The organism is Buchananella sp. 14KM1171 (assembly GCF_041380365.1).
In the GTDB taxonomy this organism is placed as follows: domain Bacteria; phylum Actinomycetota; class Actinomycetes; order Actinomycetales; family Actinomycetaceae; genus Buchananella; species Buchananella felis.
The window spans coordinates 2,053,368-2,075,560 of sequence record NZ_CP159981.1; the positions used below are offsets into that span (position 1 = coordinate 2,053,368).

Below are 22,193 nucleotides of genomic sequence, written 5' to 3' on the forward strand. Positions count from 1 at the left end.
GACTCCAATCCTCCCGCGCGCGGGCCCACACCCGCGTAGGCAACCCGGCACAAGGATAGAAGGTGACGGAGGTCGCTCAGTAGGGCGCGCCCGAATGGGTCCCAGGAAGGGCAATAAATCTCCGGTAGCCTGTTGCAGATGGTCTTTGATCGGAGGCAACTCGTGAGGCAAGGAACTGGCGGCAACAGCGGTTTGCGGGTGCGCAGGTCGCTTACGGCTCTGTTGAGTGCGGTGGCTATTGGGGCAGGCGCGGCGGCGCAGGCCAGCAGCGCACCGGAAGCGCCCGGCGGCGCGGAGCTACAGCACGTGACCGTCAAGCTGAGCCCGTCCGCTGCGGTGACCGCGATCAACGTGGACACCATGCACAGGGGCGGGGACGGCGCGGTGGTGCAAAACCAGACCAGCCTGGCCCCCGCGCAGTCCGCCCAACAGTTGCCGGTACGCGTGCGCACCATGTGGTGGCACGACTCCAAGGTGGGCACCGATCTTTCCCAGCTCAAGGGGCTCTCCGGGCGCTTCGTGCTCCAGTGGTCGGTGGAGAACCTGACCGCCAAGCCGGAGGAGATCACCTACGAATCCAACGGCGCGCAGTTCCGCCAGCGCGAACTCGTGGCCACCCCGCTGACCGTGGCAGCCTCTGCGCGGGTGGAGACCGGTGACGTTGTGATCGGTGCCCAGGAGGGGCGGGCCGCCACCGACGGCGTGGTGGCTCCCTTGAGTGAGGGCGTCACCACCGTGCAGTGGGCAGCCCTGCTGGCCCCGCCCGTGCTCAGCCCTGCCACCACCTTCACCCTGGTGGTGGACAGCAAGGACTTCGAAGCCCCCGAGTTCACCATGACGGTGGAGGGCGGCATCACCACAGACCCCTCGGTAACGGCCGTGGTCAACACCGCCTTCGGGGCAAACGGGGACGCCGGCAAGACCGAACTGGAGATCGTCAACACCGTTTCCGGGGTGTCCAAGAACCTCACCGAGGCCCGCGACTTCGTGGACCAGGTGCACCGCACCCTGCAGGGTGATGTCTCCGCGATCGCCGGGCGCACCTTCACCGACCTGCAGTCCAGCTCCAAGCGTGTCACCGACCAGCTCACGGCCACCAGCGAGCAGCTAAAGAACATCAGCTCCTCCACCGAGTCCGCCATCGGCTCCGCCACCAACGGCACCCAGCAGGGCTTGAAGTCCCTGGTTTCCTCCTTCAACGCCCTGCTAGGTGACAACAACTCGCCCAAGATGACCCAGGCGGCGGTGCAGGGCTGCACCGTCACCCTGCCGCAGCTGGCGGAGGGCGAGCAGCGCACCATCACCTCGATGTTCGCGCTCGTCAACGCGCAGATGGGCGTGATGGGCGCGGTCTTTGAGGACTCCGACCAGAGCGAGAGCTGCCGCGACGCGCTCGTGGCCGGCCTGACCCGCGCCGTCGGCGATCCGAAGGCATACGAGGACAAGGCGAACGCCGATGCCTGTGAGGCACCGGAGAGCACCGACAAGTCCCTGGCCTGCTCCCTGTACCGCGTGGAGCGCGGCTTTGCCTCCGCCGTGTCGGACCTGACCGGCCTGTCCACCCAGGCCCTGGGGCACTACCAGAACCTGGGCACCGAGACGCTGATGGACGCCCTGCAGGGCGCCGACGGCCTGGCCGCCCAGCTCACCAGCATCTCCGCAGAGTTGGATGAACTCAAGGCCAGCAACACCACGCTCTCCGACCAGTCCAGCACCCAGGTGAACAGCCTGCGTCAGTACACCAACGCCGCTATCGAGGCCGTGGGCAGGGCTCGCACCGAGCTGACCGGCATGCGCACCGCTGTGGATGCGGTGGCGCGGGAGCTGCAGGAGTTGGAGGACAAGCTGGTCTCCGGCGCCCCGGACGCCCCCGGCCTCTTTGACATCCTGGACGGGTTGGAGGCGAACCACGACCAGGCCAAGCCAGTGGGCCCGTGGCTGAACGAGTCCGGCATGGTGGCCGCCCTGGACGCCCGCGTCGTGGAGGCGATCGCCGCCGGTTCCGCGTGCGACGCCACCTGGGCGGCGGGCATCACCGAGACCTCCACCGCCGCCGACATCTCCGCTGCCCTGGCGAAGCTGGCCAAGCCTGACTGCGCCCTGGGGGAGTTGGCCGCCGCCACCGATGCGCTGGTGGTCGCCTACGACCAGGCCCAGGCCGCTGCGGCGCAGCTGCAAAGCGGCGTGGACAGCGCGCGCGCCAAGGCCGCCGAGGCCGAGGAGGAGCTGAACCAGATCGCCGCCGAGCTCTCCGAGGCGCAGCAGCTAGTGGCCGCAGGCTCCAGCGTGGAACAGCTGCTGGACGGCCTCTACAAGGAGGCCACCGGCCCGGAGACGCAGGCCACGGGCGCCCTGGCGGAGATCGAGAAGGTACTGGGCTCGACCGAGGGGATCGGCTCTGGTGGGGTGAACTCCAAGATTGACGCGCTGACCGCCCACCTCGATACCGTCTGGCCCGACGCCACGGTGCTGCCTCTCCCGGACCCCGCCGGCTGCCCGGCGGTGGAGCAGGAGGCCAGCCAGCCGCAGGCCCCCGGCCAGGCCGTGATGTGGCTGGCCAACCGCCTCTACTGCACCGACAAGCACCTGGGCACCGCGCTGTCCTCCCTGAAGGATGAGATCACGCAGGCGCAGACGGCGGTGGACAAGGAACTGGACACCGCCCGCACGAACGCGCAGGGCACCCTGGCCGCCGCCACGGCGGAGGTGGACGCGCTGGGCAAGCAGTTGGCTGACGTGATGAACCAGCAGCGCGCCCAGACCCAGAAGGACGTCTCTGACCTGGTCACGGAGGCCAAGGCTAAGACGGAAGCCGACCTCACCAAGGCCCTGGACGACCTCTCGCTGTCCATGAACAACACGCTGGATGGACTGCAGAACGCCCTGTCTCGCTCCGCCGAGCAGTCCGTGTCCGTCTCCACCCAGCTTTCCTCCGAGTTCTCCACGCTGCTGCTCAACCTGGGCCAGCCGGGCACGGACAACCGCCTGGGCTTGATCGGCAAGCTGTACGGCATCACCACGGACGTGGGGGAGACGGGCAACGTGCTCAACGGCGTGGACGGCACGGTGACCAGCTTTGCCGACTCCCGCAAGGGGGCGCTGCGCCGCATCAACCTCCACTCGGCCATCTACCAGCGGGCCCAGCTGTTGGAGGAGTCTTTTAAGCCGTTTAGCACCTCTGAGACCCCGGTGCTCACGGTCGTAACGTTCACCATGGGAGGCGAGTGATGAAGGCAGCTAACCGCGTGGCTGGGGCCGCTAGTGCCCTCCTGGCCTTGGGGCTGCTTGCCGGTTGTGCCGACGACGTTGCCGCACCGCCCGCCCCGGCGCCGACCGTGGAGTCCTACGTGCAGCCCGACGCCGGCCTGACCGCCGCCCTGACGGAGGGGCAGGAGGTGCGCATCGGGGTGCTCGTGGGGCCCGTGGAGGGGGCCGGCGCCGAGTTCCGCCCCCTGGTGGAGGGCGCCAACCTGGCCGCCTACCGGTTCGCGCTGGTCGGGGCCGACGTGAGCCTGGAGGTGGCGCTGGACGACGGCACTGCCTCCGGTGCGGCCAGCGCCGTGAAGTCCCTGCTGGACAAGGGGGTGAGCGGGATCGTGGTTGCCTCCCAGGCCGATTCGCACCTCTCCGATGCGTTGAAGCTCGCCAACGCGGCCGGTAGAGCCGTGATCTCCCTGTATTCGGCCGCCACCGACGCCGAGGTGTGGAGCCTGGCCGCTGACTCTGGCGCCCTGCGCCAGGCGGCGGCCGACGCTCTGGCCGGTGCGAACGCCAAGAAGCCTTTCGTAGCCCTGGCACCCTCCCGGCAGGCGCCCGTGGACGGGGCGCGTTTAGCCACCATCGACGACGCTGCCAAGACGGCCGATGCGATTAAGGCTGCGGTGGATGCCCGCGAGGTGGACTCCGTGGTGGTTTCTGCCCCGGCCGCGCAGAGTGCCGCGCTGGTCACCGCCCTGGATGCGCGCCTGGGTGGGGCGCAGATTCCGATCTTGGTGAGCGCCGAGGCGGTGACGCCGAGCTTCGGTGAGGCGGTGATGGCGGCGGGCGCCGCCGAGGGCCGCCTGCTGACGGTGGGGACCACCTCTGTCGACCTGACCGCCCTGTCCCCGGGGGAGGATGGCAGTGCGGCCTCCGCCTTCTTCACCTCCATGCGCCTGGCCATGGGGGACGCGGACTGCATGAACCTTTACCGCGACGACCCTTGTTCCCAGTCGATGCACCTGGCCGACGCCGCCAGCCATGACGCCGTGGTGGCGCTGGTGCGCGCCGTCGAGGCCGCCGGGAGCACCGAGCCCGCCGCCGTCCGCGAGGCCCTGGCCGGACTGTCCCTGAGCACCGCAGACGGCCTGGCGGGCGGAAGCCTGGACTTCCGCAGCAAGAGCGCGCTGCCCGCCAGCGAGCTGAAGACCCTGCACGCCTCCACCGCAAACCCGGGCATGCGGCCCGTGCCGGCCGGGCAGCAGGGAGCACACTCTTTGTTCTGGTTCTCCGAGTGAACGCATTTGCCCGTCCGAGCGCGCTGGGCAGCCGCTACATCCTCACGGAGTTGATCGGTAGGGGCGCCACTGGCGAGGTGTGGCGTGCCACCGACGTCACCACCGGCCGCCCGGTGGCCGCCAAGGTGCTCAAGGAACACCACAGCGCCGACCCGGCGCTCCTGGCGCGTTTTGTGCAGGAGCGCAACGTGCTGCTGGGCCTGGATCACCCGCAGGTGGTCAAGGTGCGGGACCTGGTGGTGGAGGGCACCACGCTGGCGATCGTGATGGACCTGGTGGAGGGTCCGTCCCTCTCCGCGCTGCTGGCCTCTCGGGGCACGCTGAGCCCCGGTGAGGCGGTGGAGCTGACCATAGGCATCCTGCAGGCACTGGCCACCGCCCATTCCCAGGGGATCGTGCACCGGGACATCAAGACGGACAACGTGCTGTTGGCCGCCTCCGGTCCCCTGGATCGTCACTGCGTGCGCCTGGTGGACTTCGGCATCGCCAAGATCCTGGAGGACTCCCCGGGGGCGCGGGAGGCGATCGGCACGCCCAAGTACATGGCTCCGGAGCTCTTCGCCTACGGCACCGCGTTTGAGACATCCGATGTCTACTCGGTCGGGATCGTGCTCTACCAGCTGCTGGCCGGTCGCACCCCCTTTGGGGGCATGGGCGGCCCGACTGCGGTGGGGATAAGGCACATCGAGTCCCTGCCACCGGTTTTGCCCGTCGATGGCGCGCTGTGGCGGCTGCTGAGCGGGATGCTGGCGAAGAACCCGGTCCACCGCCTGCCCGCCGCAGAGCTGGTTACCGCATTTTGTAACCTACCGCTGTCGGTGTGGCAGGCCCCCGCCCTGCCGGTGCAGCCGGACGTTACCGGCTGGGAGAAGTCCCCGCTGACTATCCCCGGGCGGGAGGAGATCGAGGCGCTGTCTTCCGGCAGGGGAGAGCCGGCCGAGCAGCCCTCGCCCCCGCAGCCAGGTCCTGCTGCCGAGACGGCGGAGGAGGACCCGGACCAGACCTCGCTAAACGACTGGCGCCCACTGCCCAAGCGGGCGGAAACAGCCCCCACACAGGCCGAGCCTGCGGAGTCCGAACAGGCCGGGGACGCCACGCTGCTCAAGAGCGCCGCACTACCTGCCCCCGAGTCCGCCCCCAAGACCGCGCCGGAGAAGAAGAGCCGCAAGCCCCTGTACCTGCTGCTCGGTGCGGCCGCGGGAGTGGTGGCCCTTTCCTTTGGTGCCCTGGCCCTGACCGGCCAGCTGTCCGATGGGCAGAAGGAGGCGGCGAGCCCGGAGATAACCACCCAGGCCGCCCAGCTGGTGGGCGACTTCACGGAGAGCGGCCTGCGCGTGGACCTGGGGGCCGCCTGGGACAAGGAGGTCTCCACCACCCGGTTGACGTTGACCAGCTCCGTGGCGCCGGGCGCGAGCCTTTCGGGCGAGATGCTGGTGGTGATCCCGGACGTGGACGGCGGCTGCGCGCAGGTGGAGGAGCAGGAGGGGCTAACCCGCGTGAAGGCCTCCACGGACGGGTTGAACGTGCCGTGTGGCTACTACTTTGATCTGGAACGCCTCACCGCCGGCCAGAAGCAGGAAGTGACAATTTCGGTAGGCCTGAAGCTGGTGGGCGAGGACTCCAAGGTGCTGGACTCCTACGAGGATTGGTTGCGTGACGTACAGCGCGAAACCGGTGACGCACTGGCCTCCATGACGGGCACCCGCTTCGCCCTGCAACGGGTGACCGGAATCAGCGTCACCGCCACCTCCGTGAGCCTGGAGGGCACCGCCGCCACCCCTGTGCCCTACCTGGTCAAGGCGAAGTGGCGGGGCAAGCACGACGCCGCGCTGGAGACCGACCTGCTCTCGTCTGACACCCTGGACGGCATGGAGGTCGACGCCCTGCTGGACCTGACCGGGGGAGATGGCCTGGACGCGGTCAGCCTGACCACCTGCTCCTCGGCCCGCGTGATCGGCACGCGCGTCCTGGCAGAGCAGCCGGACAACAACTGTTTCGTGGAGATTGAACTGGGCGTCATGAAGAGCCCGCGGGCCAGCTTCCAGGCGCGAATGAAGAATTAGCTCTGCTCGACCTAAACAAGTTTTCTGTTGACAGAACACGAACTCAGACCATAGGGTGTGTTTGTTATCACTGTTGGCGCATGTCTTGATGTGGTGGCAGGGCGGCGTTGATTTCAAGGTTCGCGCCAAGGGTTTTGGTTATTATTCCATAGGTCAGTTTTCCGTTCTGTCACCCCGTCGCATCTCCTGGTTATCCAGATGTGTGCGGAGTTGGATTGCGGGAGGGGTGGAGTTCTTGAAGGTTAAGCTCGTCGTCGCGTCGTGTGTCGTAGCACTATCTATGGGGGCGTGCTCCCAAGGTGAAGTGGCTCAGTCGGGTGGGGTTGTGCAGGGCCAGGCCGTGTATGACCACTTGGCGTGGAAGCCCGAGACAAAGGTCGAACTTGCTCCCCAGAGTCCCGAGCAGATGAGCGCCGATCGCCTTAGCTGGGTGGAGGCAAACCGTACCGTGATGGGAATAGGTGAAAGCGTCCCTGTTCCCGATCTGGTTAGGTGGATAGAGCTAGGGGAAAACCATCAACCAATCGTCGACTGCATGGCCCAAAACGGATTTGCCGTTAGCTTGGATCAGACTGGCGAAGGTTTGCGTTTCGATTCAGCAACAGCAGGCTCGGGCGATTCGGGTGCTTCTCCGGTTTCTCTGCAGATTTGGCTTTGCTACGCGCAGTTCACCCCCAAGAGCGTCGTTGTAGAACATTCTCCAGAGATGGATGCTGTGCTCTACGAGTACTACACGACTTTCTTCGTTCCGTGCATGCGAAACGCGGGTGTGGAGTTTGCTGAGGAACAGCCCTCAAAAGATGTGTGGTTGGCCAGCCGCTTGAACCCGCAGGGTACCTCCGCCCCCATCTGGGAACCAGTGAATCTAGATACCTGGAGCGCGGAGAGCCAGCGCAAGTTTGGATCCTACGAGGCACAGTTAGAGTTGTTTGACCGCTGTCCCGCCCGTCCACCTGCCGCTGCGCTGTACGGTGAGTAACACGAAAGAACGCCAGCGAGGGTAGGGGCAATGAGGCAAGGGAAACGTGAATCCCCCCGTCCGCTGAGGGTTTCCCTCATCGTGCTCTGTGTTGCTGTCTTGGCGGGCTTGAGTTTCTGGGCCGGGATGCAGATTCGAAGTGGTGGGCAGCCTGCGGCAACCCCCGGTGCGGAGCCGGTCTTTGCCACCGCGCAACGGGTTGAAGTAGGTAGAACGCTCACTCTGACAGTGCGGGTTGAACAGCCTCAGACTCCCGTGGCGGCCAATCTGATGTCCGGTGTACTCACGTCACTGCCGGGAGAAGTCAGTGCAGATGTTGGCACTGAGCTGTATCGCGTGAATGATGTGCCGGTTCGTTCGGTTGAGGGGAGTGTCCCCTTCTATCGGGAATTGTCCCGAGAGTCAAAAGGGACAGACGTCCTCCAGCTGAACAATGCTCTCGTCGAGCTGGGCTACCTTGGTGAGGCAGACGACCAGTTTGACGCGTACACCGAAGCGGCGGTCAAGCAGTGGCAAAAGGACTTGGGGCTGCAACAGACGGGGATAGTAGCTGCCGGTGAACTGGTCGCATTGCCGTCTCTGCCAGCTCACCTAGTGCTGGATGGTGAAAAGCATCGGCTCGGTTCGGTCCTTTCCGGAGGGGAATCCATCGTGATGTCACCCTCCGCAACGCCGTCTTTCCACTTGGTTCTCTCCAACACGCAGGTGCCGCTAGTGCCGACTGGTGCGCCGGTGCGTGTTCTCCACGCAGACCACGCCTGGCCCGCCATTACGGGTGAAGGCAAAGTTCAGGAAGACGGCAGTACCCATGTCGCGTTAATCGCCCCAGACGGGGGACTGGTCTGCCAGGACCAATGTGGAACGCTCCCCGCTGAATCCGCTCTCACACTCGTCGCCGAAGTCGTGCTCGTGCCGAAGGCAGAAGGAATCGGAATTCCGCAAGCGGCGTTGAAACAAGGGCCGGACGGGGAGTACTCGGTGCGCCAACGATCTGAGGGCGCGGTGGTGTCCGTGCCAGTCTCGGTGATCTCGGTGCAGGATGGCGTTGCGGTAGTTACTGGTTTGGAAGCCGGGGCTCAAGTGGAGATATCCGGGCCCGAACCCGGCGCGGGTCCCCCAGCGCCCTCGGTTAGCCCGTCGTAAGGTGTTTGGGCAATGCGACTTGGGCACCTGATCCTGCTCTCTTGGCGCACGGCTGTGACGAGGAGAGTCGCCAGTGCGCTGATCGCGATAGTCGTGGCAGCAACCTGCGTTCTAACCCTGTTGACGGTAGGACGCTCTGCGGCACAAATGACGGCGCTCGCAGACTCCCTGAACGAGCCCCGTTCCCGTCTCCTGACCTTGCGCTCGCAGGGGGAGGCAGACTTCATTACGCCCGCTGCGGTGACTCAAGTACGCGGTTTATCTCAAGTCCAGGTGGGCGTCGGCCTGAGCTTCCCCGTGGACGTAAGAAACGGCAGGTTGCCCGGGGTCGCCGCCGTACCCCTTTGGCGCGTTACCCATGAGCTCGACGTGGCGCGCATTGTCTCGGGACGCGCGCCCAACGAGGGGGAAGCCATCATCGCAGAAGATGCCGCAGTTGGTCAGAGCATCGACCTGCCCGTCGGCTATGTAGAAGACACGGCGGGAGGCCAGTACCCAATCGTAGGAATCTTTGCCCCTCTGCCGGGTTTTGAGTTTCTGTCTGCAGGCCTTGTAACACCCGCGCAGGATGGTGACCTTCTCTCCTCGCTGAGTCTGCTAGTCAAGAGAGTCGACCTCACTGCCCCAACCCTGGCGACAGTTGTGAGTATTCTTGGGTCCCCGTCCCCAGACAAGCTGGCCATTCAGAATCCACCTGGTCTTGGCGTAGCTGGTGAACTGCTGCGGCGCTCCCTCGGTTCCTATCACTACACCGCGCTACTCATCTCCTTAGCTGCGGGGGGAGTCTTCACCATTGCCGTGGTTGTTTCTGACGTTCTAGCGAACCGGCGCGATCTGGGCCGACGCAGAGCGCTGGGAATGACCCGGGCGGACCTCGTGCTCTTCACGGTCTTACGCACAGTATGGCCAGCTGCGGTTGGTGGGGTCTTGGCTGCAGCCGCAACAAGCGGATACTTCCTTTACACTGGAGCGCCCTTGGTGTGGCAGCAAACAGTAGCCCTGCTCATTACCCTGCTGACGTCTACGGTCGGCTCAGCTCTATTGCCGGCGATCTGGGCCTCGCGGATAGATCCGGTTAAGGTCTTGCGCTCGCCCTAACCAAGCTGATGGTCTGGGCCCCTACAGTTCCAGCACGGAGTCAGACAACCTAATGACCTCTGGGTCGTGGGTCGCGATTACTACGGTTCGGCCCTCGTCAGCAGCGGATCGAAGGGCCTCTATGACGGTGAGCGCGTTCCCGGGGTCTAGGTTGCCTGTCGGCTCGTCAGCAAGAATGAAGTCCGGTTCGTTCACAAGTGCACGGCACACAGCCACGCGCTGGGCCTGGCCGCCGGAGGTCTGGCCGGGCTTGTGGTCCTTGCGTTCCCCAAGGCCGAACTTGTCCAAGAGAGTGCTCGCTCGCTGGCGAAGCCGGGCCGGATCCTGCCCCATATAGAAGCCCGGTTCCATCACCGAGTCCAAAACGGTTTGAGAGGGATCCAGCTCCGAGTCTTGGAACACGAAACCCAGTTGTCTAGAACGTATTCTTGAACGGGCACTATCTGGCAGGTGGGAAACAGGTTTCGAGTTTATGAGAACTGCCCCGCTAGTCGGCGATAGCAGCAAACCTAGTATGTAGAGCAGCGTGGACTTTCCGCGCCCCGACGGTCCGGTTACGGCGGTCAGCTTTCCCGGCGCGAAGGAATGCGAAAGCCCTCCGTAGAGCTCCTCCCCGCCCTTGGTGTACCTGAAACGCAAGTCGCGCACGGCAAGCTGAGGGGAATCTGTGTTGAGTTCCATAACTCCTCCATTGCAGTGCCGAAACGAGTGTGCCAAGAGGGCTGCGCCCGCTGCTCAGTTCTCCTCTGGGTAGAACCAGGAGCCGCCCAGCGCGACGGCGTCGCACAGTTCCAGGATCTCCTTGCGGGCAAACAGGTGCGGCGTGGTGAAGACCAGGTGGGCCAGCGTGATCGGGTCGCCGGGTACCTCCAGCCAGTAGTCGGCCATGAGCAGCGGGGTGTTCCCGCCGCCCACCTCGGTGGCGCCCTGCACGGTGCGGGTGTGCCGCAGCAGGCGGTCGTCTGCGGTCTCCACCAGCACCAGGTCATCCTCCGGCCCGGCGTCGGCGCGCAGCTTCTGCTCCAGCAGCTCGAAGGCCGTGGCCTTGCCGGAGGAGCCCACAGAGTGCCAGTAGGTGACCACGTTCAGGGCGGCGGCAGCCTGGTTGGTGCGGGCCACCAGGAAGGCGAATTCGCGCCCGCCCTGCGCGGCGGCGTCCGAGGCGGTGCGCGCCAGCCAGGTGCGCATCTCGTGACGCAGCTGCGCACCGGCGTCAGAGAGCTGCACCGTCTGCTTCTTCACCAGCGCCTGAATCTGCTCCTTGCGTCTGGCCTCGTTCGCGGTCAGGTCGATGGTGGCCCAGTGGGAGGGCAGGTCCAGCAGGTAGGCGGCGGCCGGGCGGGCAGGGCGGGTGGCAACGTCGTCCCAATCCTCGCCCTCGCCCGCAGCATCAGCCTCGTCCTCGCCAAGTGGGGGCTGCGTCATCACCAGTAGCTGCTGCAGCACAAAGACGTCGATCGCGTCGGCCTCCTCCTTGTCGGGAGCGGAGTCGATCACCAACTGGTGAAACGAATCCGCATCGGAGACCACGTAGTCCACCAGCACGGCGCCGTGGCGGATCACGAACAGCCCCTCGGTGCCGTGGCGGTCTGCGCAGTAAGCCTCGGCGCTGGAGTAGATGTGCAGGTCAGGCAAGCCAGTGCCGGGATCCGTGAAGGCAATAGGGCGGATCTCGCCCTGCTCATCCAGACCGACCGGCAGGATCGCCACGTCGTCAGCCAGGGCGTCCAGGATGTCCGCTAGGGAACCGGATGCCTCCGCGAGAGCCTGGGAGCCCAATTCCTTCAGCGGGGCCACCGGGAGCACCCGAACACCCTCGGGCACTTGCGGGGCGGCGGCCTCGCCCTGCAACGCGAGCGAAAAGACCAGGTCCGCGTCGAAGCCCGCCTCGGCGCGGCGAATCCCGCCCGCCTCCGGTGTCGTTGCCTCCGCATCCGTCACCGTCGCGTCGGCTGCCTCGGGCACCTGTTCGACGATCTTGCCGATGATCGGGCCCACGTTGGCGGGTATGGATTCGAGCAGAACGGGCACCCTGTCAGCATTTTCAACACGCACGGGCCAATCCTATGCGGGCAGCTCAGCTAAATCGCGCGGCCGCACGCCTAAACCTCGGCAGGTCCGCCGGGCGCGAAGAACCACGCGGGTCACTGCCCGCCAGAGAAGTCGGTGGACCCGGTCATGCCGGCGTGCCAGCGGTAGAGCAGCTGGGCCACGTCCGCAGTCCCCGGAGCAACGGGCCTGCCCTGCATGTCCACCTTCGGCAGCATCAGCACAAGCGCGATGGTGCCGGCGCGGGTGTCGATGAACACTGCCGACTCCGGCCGACGCAGGAACGAGACCGGCTCCAGGCGAATCCCCACCACGTCGGCCTGCCGCAGCACGATCGGCGCGTCGGCGTCCTTCTTGCGCAGGTCGTGCAGCTCGAGCGCCTCCCGGGAGATCACCAGCGCGGCCTCGTTCTTCAGGATGCCGATCTTGTCTTGCGAGCCGTCCAGCGGGAGCGGCAGCATGGTGGCTGGGTGGACGATCACGCCCTTACGCCGGCGCAGCTTTTGCATGGGGGCTTGGCCCTTCCTGAATCCCCAGGCGAGGAAAGCCACGATGATCACCACGGCCACCGCCACCGCAGCTATCAGCGACCAGAAGTAGGTGGGCCCTTCATTCCAGGCCATCCAGACCCCGAGGGCCACGAACGCGACGAACGCCAGCGAGGCAACGCCCTCGCCGGGAGCCTGATTCATAGTCGGTACCTCGCTGTTCTCTGCCGCTGTGCGGTCAGGTGGCGCGATCCGGCCGCGTCCCTCAAGTAGTACAGTCCGATTCGACCGGTGGAGGCAAGTCTGCCGTGCGCGGCCTGTGCAAGGCGGCCGCCCCGCCGTAAGGCGCGAGGGGATGGACGACGTTGCCGCCTTCCCGCCCGGCCAAGCAAGGCCGCTGCGCCGCAGGGCGAGGGAAACAAGGAGGCGCGAGAGGCGTCGTCGGCCCTTACCATTGAATGCAAAGTACCCAAGTGGGCGAAGCGAACAAAGGAGAACGGGGTAAGCCCCCAAACCATGCGTAAGGCGATGAACCCGGCCGCCGCCCTCGGCAGCGCCATCCCCGGCCCGGCACAGCTTGCCCCGGCGCCACAGGAGCGGGCGCAGACCAGCCGCACCGTAACGATCCCGCCGGAGGTGGACCCGCTGCTGGTGCTCGGCACGCGCGACGAGGTGCTGCGCGCCCTGGCCGACGGCTTCAAACACCTGCAGGTCCACTCGCGCGGCGCGGAAATCACCTTCACCGGCGCCGCCTCCCAGGTGGAGCTGGCCGCCAACCTGGCCGGTGAACTGATCGCGCTTGCCCGCGACGGCAAGAGCCTGACCCCGGACGCCGTGGCGCGCGCCGCCTCCATCCTCACCAGCCACGCAGAAGACCGCTCCTCCTCGGTGCTCGGCACGGACATTGTCTCCAACCGGGGCAAGACCATCCGCCCCAAGACGCTGGGGCAGAAGGCGTACGTGGACGCGATCGACGCCAACACGATCGTCTTTGGGGTGGGGCCGGCCGGCACCGGCAAGACCTACCTGGCGATGGCCAAGGCCGTCCACGCCCTACAAAACGGGATGGTGCGCCGAATCGTGCTCACCCGCCCCGCCGTGGAGGCCGGCGAAAACCTGGGCTACCTGCCCGGCTCGCTGACCGACAAGATCGACCCCTACCTGCGCCCGCTCTACGACGCGCTGCACGACATGATCGACCCGCAGCAGATCCCCAAGCTCATGGCGGCCGGCACCATCGAGGTGGCGCCCCTGGCCTACATGCGCGGCCGCACCCTCAACGACGCCTTCATCATCCTGGACGAGGCGCAAAACACCACGCCCGCGCAGATGAAGATGTTCCTTACCCGCCTGGGCTTTGGCTCCCACGTGGTGGTCACGGGCGACGTCTCCCAGGTGGACCTGCCGCGCGGAGTGCGCAGCGGGCTGCAGGTGGTGCAAGAGATCCTGCCCGGCATCGACGACGTCGCCTTTTGCAACCTGACCTCCAACGACGTGGTGCGCCACCGCCTGGTGGGGGAGATCATCGACGCCTACGAGCGCTACGACGCCAGAGAGGCAGCCGCCGGTGGCCGCGACGAGCGGTGGCGCGAGGCGCAGCGGGCGCGCGTGGCCGGCGAACGGGCGCGCAGGCGGGAAGCCAGCGAGGCAAGCCGCCGCGAGGGCGAGCGCAGCGCGGGCGGCGCGGGCGTAGAGCGCGGCGAGCGCGGCCAGGGCAGCGAGCATGGCGGCGACGGCAGCGGGCACGGCGCGGGTGTAGAGCGCGGCGAGCGCAGCGCGGGCGGGCGACACGACAGCGAAACGGAGGCGCAGTGAGCATCGAGGTAAACAACGAGACCACCTTCACCATCGACCCGGCCGAGTTCGCCGAGCTGGCCCGGTACGTGCTGGATTCCATGCACGTCTCCCCGCTGGCGGAGCTGTCCATCATGCTGGTGGATCCCGACGCGATGGCGGTGCTGCACGAGCGCTGGCTGGACCTGCCCGGTCCCACCGACGTGATGAGCTTCCCGATGGACGAGCTGCGCCCGGGCAAGCCGGGCGCCCCCACGCCGCCCGGGATGCTGGGGGACATCGTGTTGTGCCCCGACGTGGCGCGCGAACAGGCCGCCGCCGCCGGGCACTCCACCATCGAGGAGCTGCTGCTGCTCACCACCCACGGCATCCTGCACCTGCTGGGCTTTGACCACGCCGAGCCGGAGGAGGAGAAGGTCATGTTCGACCTGCAGCGCAAGCTGCTGTTCACCTTCCTAGCCCAGCGGGCCCGATGAGCGGCAAATGCGCCAAGCAGGAGGGGTGCTGATGTACCCCACCCTGCTGTTCGTGGTGGCCGGGGTGCTGTATGCGCTCTCCGCCCTCTACTCCGCGATCCGCCCCGCCCTGGAGCGCCTCTCCCGCGTCCAGGTGGAAGAGGCCCAAAGCGCGGGCCTGCGCGGCGCGCACCGCCTGGAGGGATTCGTGGAGCGGCGCGCCCAAGCGCAGTCCGGCGCCGCAGCCACCCAGTACCTGTGCGAGACCGTGGCGACCGTGGCCCTAACCCTGGGGCTGGCGGCGTTCCTGAGGACCTGGTGGCTCACCGCGCTGGTGAGCCTGGCGGTGATCCTGGTGATCGTGGCGCTCGTGGCAGGGGTGGGCCCCTCCCGGTGGGGCAAGAACTCCCCAGTGAACGTGGCGCGAAAGCTGGGCCCGCTGATAGCGGGTCCGGCCGCCGTGGCAGGGTGGCTCTCCAGCGCCACGCAAGGGCTGGAGCACATCAACCCGCCCACCACCACGGAGGCGGAGGCCCGCGAGGAGATGGCCGACGACCTGCGAGACCTGGTGGACCGCGTGGGCGAGACCGAGGGCTTCGAGGACGAGGACCGCGAGATGCTACGCAGCGTCTTCGAGCTGGGCCAGACCCTGGCCCACGAGATCATGGTGCCGCGCCCGGACCTGGTGACCATCCCGCAGGACGCGCCCCTGCGCAAGGCCATGAACCTGTTCGTGCGCTCCGGGTTCTCCCGCGTGCCCGTGCTGGACGAGGGTGACGACATCGTTGGCATCCTCTACTTCAAGGACGTGGTGCAGCACCTGCACTACCACGCCGGCGCGCAGGAGGAGAGCGTGGAGGAGCTGGCGCGCGAGCCGCTCTTTGTGCCCGAGTTCGTGCGGGCAGACGACCTGCTGCGCCAGATGCAGGCCGCCTCCAACCACATCGCGGTACTGGTGGACGAGTACGGCGGCGTGGCCGGCCTGGTCACCATCGAGGACCTGCTGGAGGAGCTGGTCGGAGAGATGACCGACGAGCACGACCGCGCCGAGCCCGAGGTGGAGGAGCTGGGCGAGGGCCGCTGGCGCGTGCCCGCCCGCCTGCCCATCGCAGAACTGGGCGAGCTGTTCGGCCTGGACATCGACGACGACGACGTGGAGACGGCCGGTGGCCTGCTCACCAAGGCGCTGGGACGGATTGCCCTCCCGGGCGCTAGCGCCGATATTCTTGGTATTCACTTGGAGGCCGAGCGCATTGGCGGGCGGCGCCACCAACTGCTCTCCCTGCTGGCGAGCAAAGCGGAGGAGGAAGAGGATGCAGTTCCCGAGCGACGCTGACCTGATGAACGGGCCCAACGCCTTCGAGGGCGAGGGCATGGCCGACTTCGAGCACGCCCGGGCACGCCTGGAGGCCCTACCGGACGACTACCGCTCCGGTTTCGTGTCCCTGGTGGGGCGCCCCAACGCGGGCAAGTCCACGCTCACTAACGCGCTGGTGGGGGAGAAGGTGGCCATCACCTCCATGCGCCCCCAGACCACCCGCCACACGATCCGCGGGATCGTGCACCGCGACGACGCCCAGCTGGTGCTGGTGGACACCCCCGGCCTGCACCGTCCCCGCAACCTGCTCGGCAAGCGCCTGAACTCGCTGGTGCGGGAGACCATGGCGGAGGTGGACGTGGTGGTCATGTGTATCCCCGCTAACGAGAAGATCGGCCCGGGCGACCGGTTCATTGCCGGCGAGGTGGAGCAGCTGCGCGCCAAGAAGGTGGCGGTGGTGACCAAGAGCGAGCTGGTCAACCGCGAGGCGCTGGTGGCCCAGCTTTTGGCCGTGCAGGAGCTGGGAATCTTTGACGAGATCATCCCGGTCTCCGCAGTGGCCGGGCGCCAAGTGGACGACCTGGCGGACCTGCTGGCCCGCCTGGTGCCGCTGGGCCCGCCGCTCTACCCCGAGGGGGAGATCACCGACGAGCGGGACGAGAAGCGCATCGCGGAGCTGGTGCGCGAGGCCGCCCTGGAGGGGGTGCGCGACGAGCTACCCCACTCCCTGGCAGTGACCGTCGAAGAGATGATCGAGCGAGAGCCGCGGGCGGACGGCAGCCCAGGCGCCCTGGCGATCCACTGCTCGGTGCACGTGGAGCGCGACTCCCAGAAGGCGATCGTGATCGGCAAGGGCGGTTCCCGCTTGCGCGAGGTCGGTGCGGCCGCGCGCGCCGAAATCGAGGCGCTGCTGGGGCGGCGGGTGTTCCTAGACCTGCACGTGCGCACCGCCAAGGACTGGCAGCGCGACCCCAAGCAGTTGGGACGCCTGGGCTTCTAACGCCCCTGTCCGAACTGCGGAAGGCCCGGACGCCCCAGGGGGCGGGTTGTACACTGCGAAACGTGATCGTCTTCGGCCTGCTGCTTAGCTGCCGCGCCGGGGCCTAAAGTTCGGGCTCCTCGGCGCGGGCTACTTAGTGCACCCGAACCCGACTTAACCGCCGAAGGATTTTGCGATGAAGACGTCAGCCCGCCCCGCCCCCCAACAGCCCTCCGCGATGCCGTACGTGAAGTACCGGCCCTTCCTGGACGTCAACCCGGTGGAGCTGCCGGATCGTCAGTGGCCGCAGCGTCGCATCACGGCGGCGCCGCGCTGGCTGTCCACCGACCTGCGCGACGGCAACCAGTCGCTGATGGAGCCGATGGATCCCAAGCGCAAGCGCGAGCTGTTCGAGCTGCTGGTCAAGCTGGGCTTTAAGGAGATCGAGATCGGTTTCCCCGCCGCCTCGCAGACCGACTTCGACTTTGTGCGCTCGCTGGTGATGGACGACGCGGTGCCGCAGGACGTCACCGTCTCCGTCCTCACCCAGTCCCGCACCGACCTGATCCACCGCACGATCGACGCACTGGAGGGCCTGCCGCGCGCCACCGTGCATCTCTACAACGCCACCGCCCCGCTGTTCCGCGACGTGGTTTTCCGCATGAGCAAGCCGCAGATCGTGGACCTGGCCATGGCCGGCACCCGCGAGATCATGGCGCAGGCGGAGAAGGTGCTGGGTGACGAGACCGTGTTCGGGCTGGAGTACTCCCCGGAAATCTTCGTGGACACCGAGCGCGAGTTCGCCCTGGAGGTGTGCGAGAACGTCATCAGCGTGTGGGAGCCCGGGCCGGAGCGGGAAATCATCCTGAACCTGCCCTCCACCGTGGAGCGCGCCACTCCCAACGTGTACGCCGACCAGATCGAGTGGTTCTCCCGCAACGTCTCCCACCGCGAGAACGTGTGCATCTCCGTCCACCCGCACAACGACCGTGGCACCGCCGTGGCCTCCGCAGAGCTGGCCATGCTGGCGGGCGCCGACCGCGTGGAGGGCTGCCTGTTTGGGCAGGGCGAGCGCACCGGCAACGTGGACCTGGTGACGCTGGCGCTCAACCTGTTCTCCCAGGGCATCGACCCACAGCTGGACCTGCGGGACATCGACACGGTGCGCCGCACGGCCGCGCACTGCACCCGCATGGACGTCTCCGAGCGTCACCCCTACGTGGGAGACCTGGTCTACACCTCCTTCTCCGGCTCCCACCAGGACGCCATCAAGAAGGGCTTCTTTGCCCGCCAGGAGAAGGTCAAGGCCGCCGGCGGTGACGAGAACGCGGTGCCGTGGGAGCTGCCCTACCTGCCGATCGACCCGCACGACGTGGGCCGCTCCTACGCTGCGGTGGTGCGCGTCAACTCCCAGTCCGGCAAGGGCGGCATCGCCTACCTGATGTCCACCGAGCACCACATGGAGCTGCCGCGCCGCCTGCAGATCGAGTTCTCCCGCCTGGTGCAGCGCCACACCGACTCCACCGGTGGGGAGATCGACGCCGCCACCCTGTGGCGCCTGTTTGTGGACGAGTACCTGCCCTACGACTACGCCAGCGACCTCACCCCGTGGGGCCGCTTCCGCCTGGGCGCCATCAACTCCTCCTCGCTGGACCACGACCACACCAAGGTGTCCACCGAGATCACCTTCGACGGAGAGGCAAAGGTGCTGGAGGGAGAGGGCAACGGCCCGCTGGGCGCGTTCGTCACCTCGCTGGAGTCCCTGGGGCTGGAAATCAAGGTGCGCGACTTCGCCCAGCACGCCCTCGGCTCCGGCCGCGAGGCCCAGGCAGCGGCCTACATCGAGGCGGAGGTCAACGGCCAAGTCCTGTGGGGGGTGGGGATCGACACCTCCATCGTCGCCGCCTCCTTCCAGGCGATGATCTCTGCCGCCAACCGCGCCCTGCGCTAGCGGCCAATCTGGGTGGACGACGCTCCGCCGGCCTGCATTAGAAGTAACGCCGGTGGAGCGTCGGCCATTACAGGGCCGGGGCTAACGCGCCCAAGCCGGTGGGGGTGCGACAATTGGCGCGTGACTGCCAAGCTCTACCGGGACGAGTGCGTGGTTTTGCGCACCCACCCGCTGGGGGAGGCCGACCGGATCGTCACCCTGCTCTCGCGCCACCACGGGCAGATCAGGGCCGTGGCGAAGGGGGTGCGGCGCACCTCGTCGCGCTTCGGGGCGCGACTGGAGCCGTTCGGGGTGGTGGACGCCCAACTGCACCGAGGGCGCAGCCTGGACACGCTGACGCAGGTGGAGACGATCGCGCCCTACGGCCGCTCGATCATGGCGGACTACTCGCTCTACACGTGCGCGTCCGTGGTGGTGGAGACCGCCGCGCAGCTGACCGAGGACCTGGAACAGGCACCCACGGAGTACGCCCTGGTGGTGGGGGCGCTGGCCTCCCTGGCCACCAACCGGCACCCGAGCGGGCTGGTGGTGGACTCCTTCCTGCTGCGCGCTCTGGCGGTGGCCGGCTGGGCCCCTTCCTTGTTCGAGTGCGCCACGTGCGGTGCGCCCGGCCCGCACGCCGCCTTCGACGCCCCCGCCGGTGGGGTGCTGTGCGAGGCGTGCGCGCCGGTGACCGCCCAGTGCCCGTCCGGCGCGGCGCTGCACCTGTTGGGGGCCCTGCTCAGCGGCGACTGGCCCCGCGCCCACGCCGCGCCGACGTGGGCGCGGGTAGAGGCCTCCGAGCTGGTGAGCGGGTATTCGCAGTGGCACCTGGAGCGGCGCCTGAAGTCCCTGCCGCTGCTGGAGCGGGCCTGAAAATGCAGAGCCAAAACAACACGCAGGAGGAGCGGTGAGTTTCCTAACGCCCCCACCCCACGCGAGCGGTGCTACCCCGCCGCAGCTGCCCGCCCAGCTGGTGCCCGGGCACATCGCGATCGTCATGGACGGCAACGGCCGTTGGGCCAACGAGCGCGGCCTGCCCCGCACCGAGGGCCACCGCAAGGGGGAGGAGGCCCTGCTGGACGTGGTGGCCGGGGCCCTGGACATCGGGGTGAAGCACCTGAGCGCCTACGCCTTTTCCACGGAGAACTGGCGGCGCTCCCCGGCGGAGGTCAGTTTCATTCTGGGCTTTAGTCGCGAGGTCCTGCGCAAGCACCAGGACATGCTGCACTCCTGGGGGGTGCGCATCCAGTGGGCCGGACGCCGCCCGCGGCTGTGGGGCAGCGTCATCCGGCAGCTGGAGGAGGCCGCCGAGCTGACCAAGCACAACGACCGCCTCACCCTGACCATGTGCATCAACTACGGTGGTCGCGCGGAGATCGCCGATGCGGCTGCCGCGATCGCCGCCGACGTTGCCGCCGGCCGCATTTCTGGGCGCCGCGTGAGCGAGGAGATGGTGGCCCGCTACCTGTACCAGCCGCAGCTGCCCGACGTGGACATGGTGTGGCGCACCGGTGGAGAGCACCGGCTCTCCAACTTCCTGCTATGGCAGGCCGCATACGCGGAACTGGTCTTCACGGACGAGCCCTGGCCGGAGGCCGACCGTCGGGCCCTGTGGCGCGCCATCGAGCTGTACGCGCGGCGCGACCGGCGCTTTGGCGGCGCGGTGGATTCCGTCAGCTCCTGACGGCGGTCGGGCGATCTACCGGCGGTGCGCCGCAGCTGCCCGGGTATGCGCCGCGCGCCGGTTGGTTAGGCGCGTTTGGGGTCGGGGCCGTATGCGCGTGGGCCGTGGGGGAGTAGTTTGGCTGGTTTGAGTTTGCCGAAGAAGGTTTTGCCGGGCAGGTAGTCGGGTGGGAACCAGGCCGGGGGTAGGTCTTGGCTGCGGGTGGGGAATGGTGCGGTCTTGATGAGTAGCCCGGGGGCGGTGTAGGGGCTGGGGTCTGGTCCCTTGATGGCGTGGCCGGAGTCGGGGGTGGGGATGGCCGGGCTGGCCGGGTAGGTGGTCACGTCCCAGGTGGCCGGGAGGCTGGTGTGCAGCCAGGGGGAGGTCAGGTCCGCGTAGCGTTGTCCCATCCACATGGCCCACACCGGGCGGGTGGGCAACCCAAAGATGTTGTCTCCGTGCATGTGCTCACGGTTTCTGTTTTCGGCACCCGCTTGGAAGCGGGCCTTGGAACCCCACGAGCGCCAACCGGCTAGTGCCTCTGCGAGGGCTAGTTCGGCGTGGAGGTGTTGGGAGATGGCGACGAAGAACTCCTCCAGGCGCGCCAGGCTGCTCTTGACCAGGGCAGCATCCAGCCACACCCAGGCATAGATGGTGTACAGGCCCCCGGGGTCAGGGAGAACCTGACTGTTTTCCCAGTCCATGATGAGTGGGAGGGAGAAGCAGATCTCTCCGAATAAGGGGTTGTGCCAGAGGGAGAAGGTGATGGCGCGGTTGCTGCCGGTGAGTAGTTCTGCCTTCGCTTCCGGGGTGATTGGTTTTTTGGGGCTGCCGTAGTGGTCGGGGAGGAATTCGGGGAAGTAGCGCTCGCACACGTGCATCCAGGTCTTGACCGGATCCCAGCAGTTCCCGTTCATCCCCTCCCACACAAAAGCCAGGGTCAGGTTGGTCGCGTTAGGTGAGGGCTTCTTCTTTGCCATGTTCACGGCCTTCGACTGATCGTGGGCGTGTACGACTGCGGCCGGCTCAGACCACGCCGCAAATGCTACAACGGGGTACATCCGACCGCTTGGGGCCACGCCCCCGACCATACTTTTGTACCCCGACCGCACGCTTGTGAGCTCGGGGGTAACGCGCCGCCGGCCACCGCCTCCACAGCACCGGCCGGGCCGGGTGTACCCGCGCCCACCGGCCGTCAGCGCCTGGCTCAGGCGGTGGCTGCCTGCTTCTCCAGCCGAGCCCGCAGGGACTTGGAGCGGTGGTGGTTGTAGACGAAGAACGCCACCGTGGCGGCCAGCGCGGCCAGGATTCCCACGATTCCCCACGGGGAGCCGGCGGCGGCCGCCATCGCGGCGCTCCAGATCGCCAGGCCGATGGTGGCGTAGATGACCGCCCAGGCCGCCGCGCCTGGCAGGATCGCCAGGCTGAAGCGGCCCCAGTGCCAACGCAGCGCGCCGGCGGAGGCCAACACTGCGGTCTGCAGGCCCACGGTGAGGAAGCACAGCGGCAGCACCACCCAGCCCAGCTGACGGATGGCCCGCATACCGGGGCCCTCCTCGTTGGCCAGCCAGGCGCGGGCGCGCCCACGCCAGGTGTGCTCCTCGCCGCGCTTCAACGCGGCGGTAGAGATCAGGCGCCCGGCCCAGTAGCTGCCCTGGGCGCGGAAGAACACGATCACGAACAGGGCGGCTACGGCCAGCGGGAAGGGCTGGCTGCGCAGGTAATCCAGCAAGGT

General features: G+C 67.4%; 18 protein-coding genes. 13 read left to right on the forward strand and 5 right to left on the reverse strand.

The window, feature by feature from the left end; translation table 11 throughout:
• Positions 1 to 231 precede the first annotated feature (231 nt).
• The 6 genes from ABYF38_RS07940 (at position 232) to ABYF38_RS07965 (ending at position 9,779) form a co-directional block, all read left to right on the forward strand.
• Positions 232 to 3,228 carry a hypothetical protein gene (locus ABYF38_RS07940; protein ID WP_371151847.1) on the forward strand — a complete coding sequence of 999 codons (2,997 nt, stop codon included), beginning with the start codon at positions 232 to 234 and terminating at the stop codon, positions 3,226 to 3,228.
• A complete protein-coding gene (locus tag ABYF38_RS07945; protein ID WP_371151848.1) occupies positions 3,228 to 4,496 on the forward strand; it encodes a hypothetical protein in 1,269 nt (422 codons plus the stop codon). Before ABYF38_RS07940 ends, ABYF38_RS07945 begins: the two co-directional genes overlap by 1 nt.
• Positions 4,493 to 6,559, forward strand: a complete 2,067-nt coding sequence (locus tag ABYF38_RS07950; RefSeq protein ID WP_371151849.1) for a serine/threonine-protein kinase — start codon at positions 4,493 to 4,495, stop codon at positions 6,557 to 6,559. The genes ABYF38_RS07945 and ABYF38_RS07950 overlap by 4 nt, the downstream gene beginning before the upstream one ends.
• 304 nt (positions 6,560 to 6,863) lie before the next feature.
• Positions 6,864 to 7,538: a hypothetical protein gene (locus tag ABYF38_RS07955; RefSeq protein WP_371151850.1), complete on the forward strand. Its 675-nt coding sequence runs from the start codon at positions 6,864 to 6,866 to the stop codon at positions 7,536 to 7,538.
• Positions 7,539 to 7,793: 255 nt separating this feature from the next.
• Complete coding sequence (locus tag ABYF38_RS07960) at positions 7,794 to 8,681, forward strand: peptidoglycan-binding domain-containing protein (RefSeq protein ID WP_371151851.1); 888 nt, start codon at positions 7,794 to 7,796, stop codon at positions 8,679 to 8,681.
• Between the two features lie 240 nt (positions 8,682 to 8,921).
• The gene (locus tag ABYF38_RS07965; protein ID WP_371151852.1) at positions 8,922 to 9,779 is read left to right on the forward strand and encodes an FtsX-like permease family protein; all 858 of its coding nucleotides are present in this window, start codon (positions 8,922 to 8,924) and stop codon (positions 9,777 to 9,779) included.
• Between the two features lie 21 nt (positions 9,780 to 9,800).
• Here the strand turns inward: ABYF38_RS07965 and ABYF38_RS07970 are convergent, their stop codons facing one another.
• The 3 genes from ABYF38_RS07970 to ABYF38_RS07980 all read right to left on the reverse strand — a co-directional run bounded on the left by ABYF38_RS07970 (position 9,801) and on the right by ABYF38_RS07980 (position 12,520).
• Positions 9,801 to 10,460 (reverse strand): ABC transporter ATP-binding protein, encoded by a 660-nt coding sequence (locus ABYF38_RS07970; RefSeq protein ID WP_371151853.1) that lies wholly within the window; start codon positions 10,458 to 10,460, stop codon positions 9,801 to 9,803.
• Positions 10,461 to 10,514: 54 nt separating this feature from the next.
• Complete coding sequence (locus tag ABYF38_RS07975) at positions 10,515 to 11,834, reverse strand: hypothetical protein (RefSeq protein ID WP_371151854.1); 1,320 nt, start codon at positions 11,832 to 11,834, stop codon at positions 10,515 to 10,517.
• Positions 11,835 to 11,923: 89 nt separating this feature from the next.
• Complete coding sequence (locus ABYF38_RS07980) at positions 11,924 to 12,520, reverse strand: hypothetical protein (RefSeq protein WP_371151855.1); 597 nt, start codon at positions 12,518 to 12,520, stop codon at positions 11,924 to 11,926.
• Between the two features lie 312 nt (positions 12,521 to 12,832).
• On the opposite strand from ABYF38_RS07980, the gene ABYF38_RS07985 reads away from it, so the two are divergent.
• The 7 genes from ABYF38_RS07985 (at position 12,833) to ABYF38_RS08015 (ending at position 20,479) form a co-directional block, all read left to right on the forward strand.
• Complete coding sequence (locus ABYF38_RS07985; protein ID WP_371151856.1) at positions 12,833 to 14,131, forward strand: PhoH family protein; 1,299 nt, start codon at positions 12,833 to 12,835, stop codon at positions 14,129 to 14,131.
• Positions 14,128 to 14,586: an rRNA maturation RNase YbeY gene (gene ybeY, locus ABYF38_RS07990; RefSeq protein WP_371151857.1), complete on the forward strand. Its 459-nt coding sequence runs from the start codon at positions 14,128 to 14,130 to the stop codon at positions 14,584 to 14,586. Before ABYF38_RS07985 ends, ybeY begins: the two co-directional genes overlap by 4 nt.
• Positions 14,587 to 14,593: 7 nt before the next feature.
• Positions 14,594 to 15,901: a hemolysin family protein gene (locus ABYF38_RS07995; RefSeq protein WP_371151858.1), complete on the forward strand. Its 1,308-nt coding sequence runs from the start codon at positions 14,594 to 14,596 to the stop codon at positions 15,899 to 15,901.
• Positions 15,879 to 16,883, forward strand: coding sequence for a GTPase Era (era, locus tag ABYF38_RS08000; protein WP_371151859.1), 1,005 nt, complete (start codon positions 15,879 to 15,881; stop codon positions 16,881 to 16,883). The genes ABYF38_RS07995 and era overlap by 23 nt, the downstream gene beginning before the upstream one ends.
• A gap of 175 nt (positions 16,884 to 17,058) precedes the next feature.
• Positions 17,059 to 18,813 carry a 2-isopropylmalate synthase gene (leuA, locus tag ABYF38_RS08005; protein WP_371151860.1) on the forward strand — a complete coding sequence of 585 codons (1,755 nt, stop codon included), beginning with the start codon at positions 17,059 to 17,061 and terminating at the stop codon, positions 18,811 to 18,813.
• A gap of 120 nt (positions 18,814 to 18,933) precedes the next feature.
• Positions 18,934 to 19,668 (forward strand): DNA repair protein RecO, encoded by a 735-nt coding sequence (gene recO / locus ABYF38_RS08010; protein ID WP_371151861.1) that lies wholly within the window; start codon positions 18,934 to 18,936, stop codon positions 19,666 to 19,668.
• A 34-nt stretch (positions 19,669 to 19,702) separates the two neighbouring features.
• Complete coding sequence (locus tag ABYF38_RS08015) at positions 19,703 to 20,479, forward strand: isoprenyl transferase (RefSeq protein ID WP_371151862.1); 777 nt, start codon at positions 19,703 to 19,705, stop codon at positions 20,477 to 20,479.
• A gap of 65 nt (positions 20,480 to 20,544) precedes the next feature.
• On the opposite strand, the gene ABYF38_RS08020 is transcribed toward ABYF38_RS08015, so the two are convergent.
• Both ABYF38_RS08020 and ABYF38_RS08025 read right to left on the reverse strand, forming a co-directional pair.
• On the reverse strand, positions 20,545 to 21,438 hold the full coding sequence (locus tag ABYF38_RS08020; protein WP_371151863.1) for a hypothetical protein: 894 nt from the start codon (positions 21,436 to 21,438) through the stop codon (positions 20,545 to 20,547).
• 227 nt (positions 21,439 to 21,665) lie between these two features.
• The gene (locus tag ABYF38_RS08025; RefSeq protein WP_371151864.1) at positions 21,666 to 22,190 is read right to left on the reverse strand and encodes a hypothetical protein; all 525 of its coding nucleotides are present in this window, start codon (positions 22,188 to 22,190) and stop codon (positions 21,666 to 21,668) included.
• Between the last annotated feature and the right edge of the window lie 3 nt (positions 22,191 to 22,193).

Coding starts and splice junctions, on each gene's coding strand:
- leuA (WP_371151860.1), top strand. CDS start 17,059: ATGAAGACGTCAGCCCGCCCCGCCCCCCAACAGCCCTCCGCGATGCCG.
- ABYF38_RS07985 (WP_371151856.1), top strand. CDS start 12,833: ATGCGTAAGGCGATGAACCCGGCCGCCGCCCTCGGCAGCGCCATCCCC.
- era (WP_371151859.1), top strand. CDS start 15,879: ATGCAGTTCCCGAGCGACGCTGACCTGATGAACGGGCCCAACGCCTTC.
- ABYF38_RS07980 (WP_371151855.1), bottom strand. CDS start 12,520: ATGAATCAGGCTCCCGGCGAGGGCGTTGCCTCGCTGGCGTTCGTCGCG.
- ABYF38_RS07945 (WP_371151848.1), top strand. CDS start 3,228: ATGAAGGCAGCTAACCGCGTGGCTGGGGCCGCTAGTGCCCTCCTGGCC.
- ABYF38_RS07995 (WP_371151858.1), top strand. CDS start 14,594: ATGCGCCAAGCAGGAGGGGTGCTGATGTACCCCACCCTGCTGTTCGTG.
- ABYF38_RS07970 (WP_371151853.1), bottom strand. CDS start 10,460: ATGGAACTCAACACAGATTCCCCTCAGCTTGCCGTGCGCGACTTGCGT.
- ABYF38_RS08020 (WP_371151863.1), bottom strand. CDS start 21,438: ATGGCAAAGAAGAAGCCCTCACCTAACGCGACCAACCTGACCCTGGCT.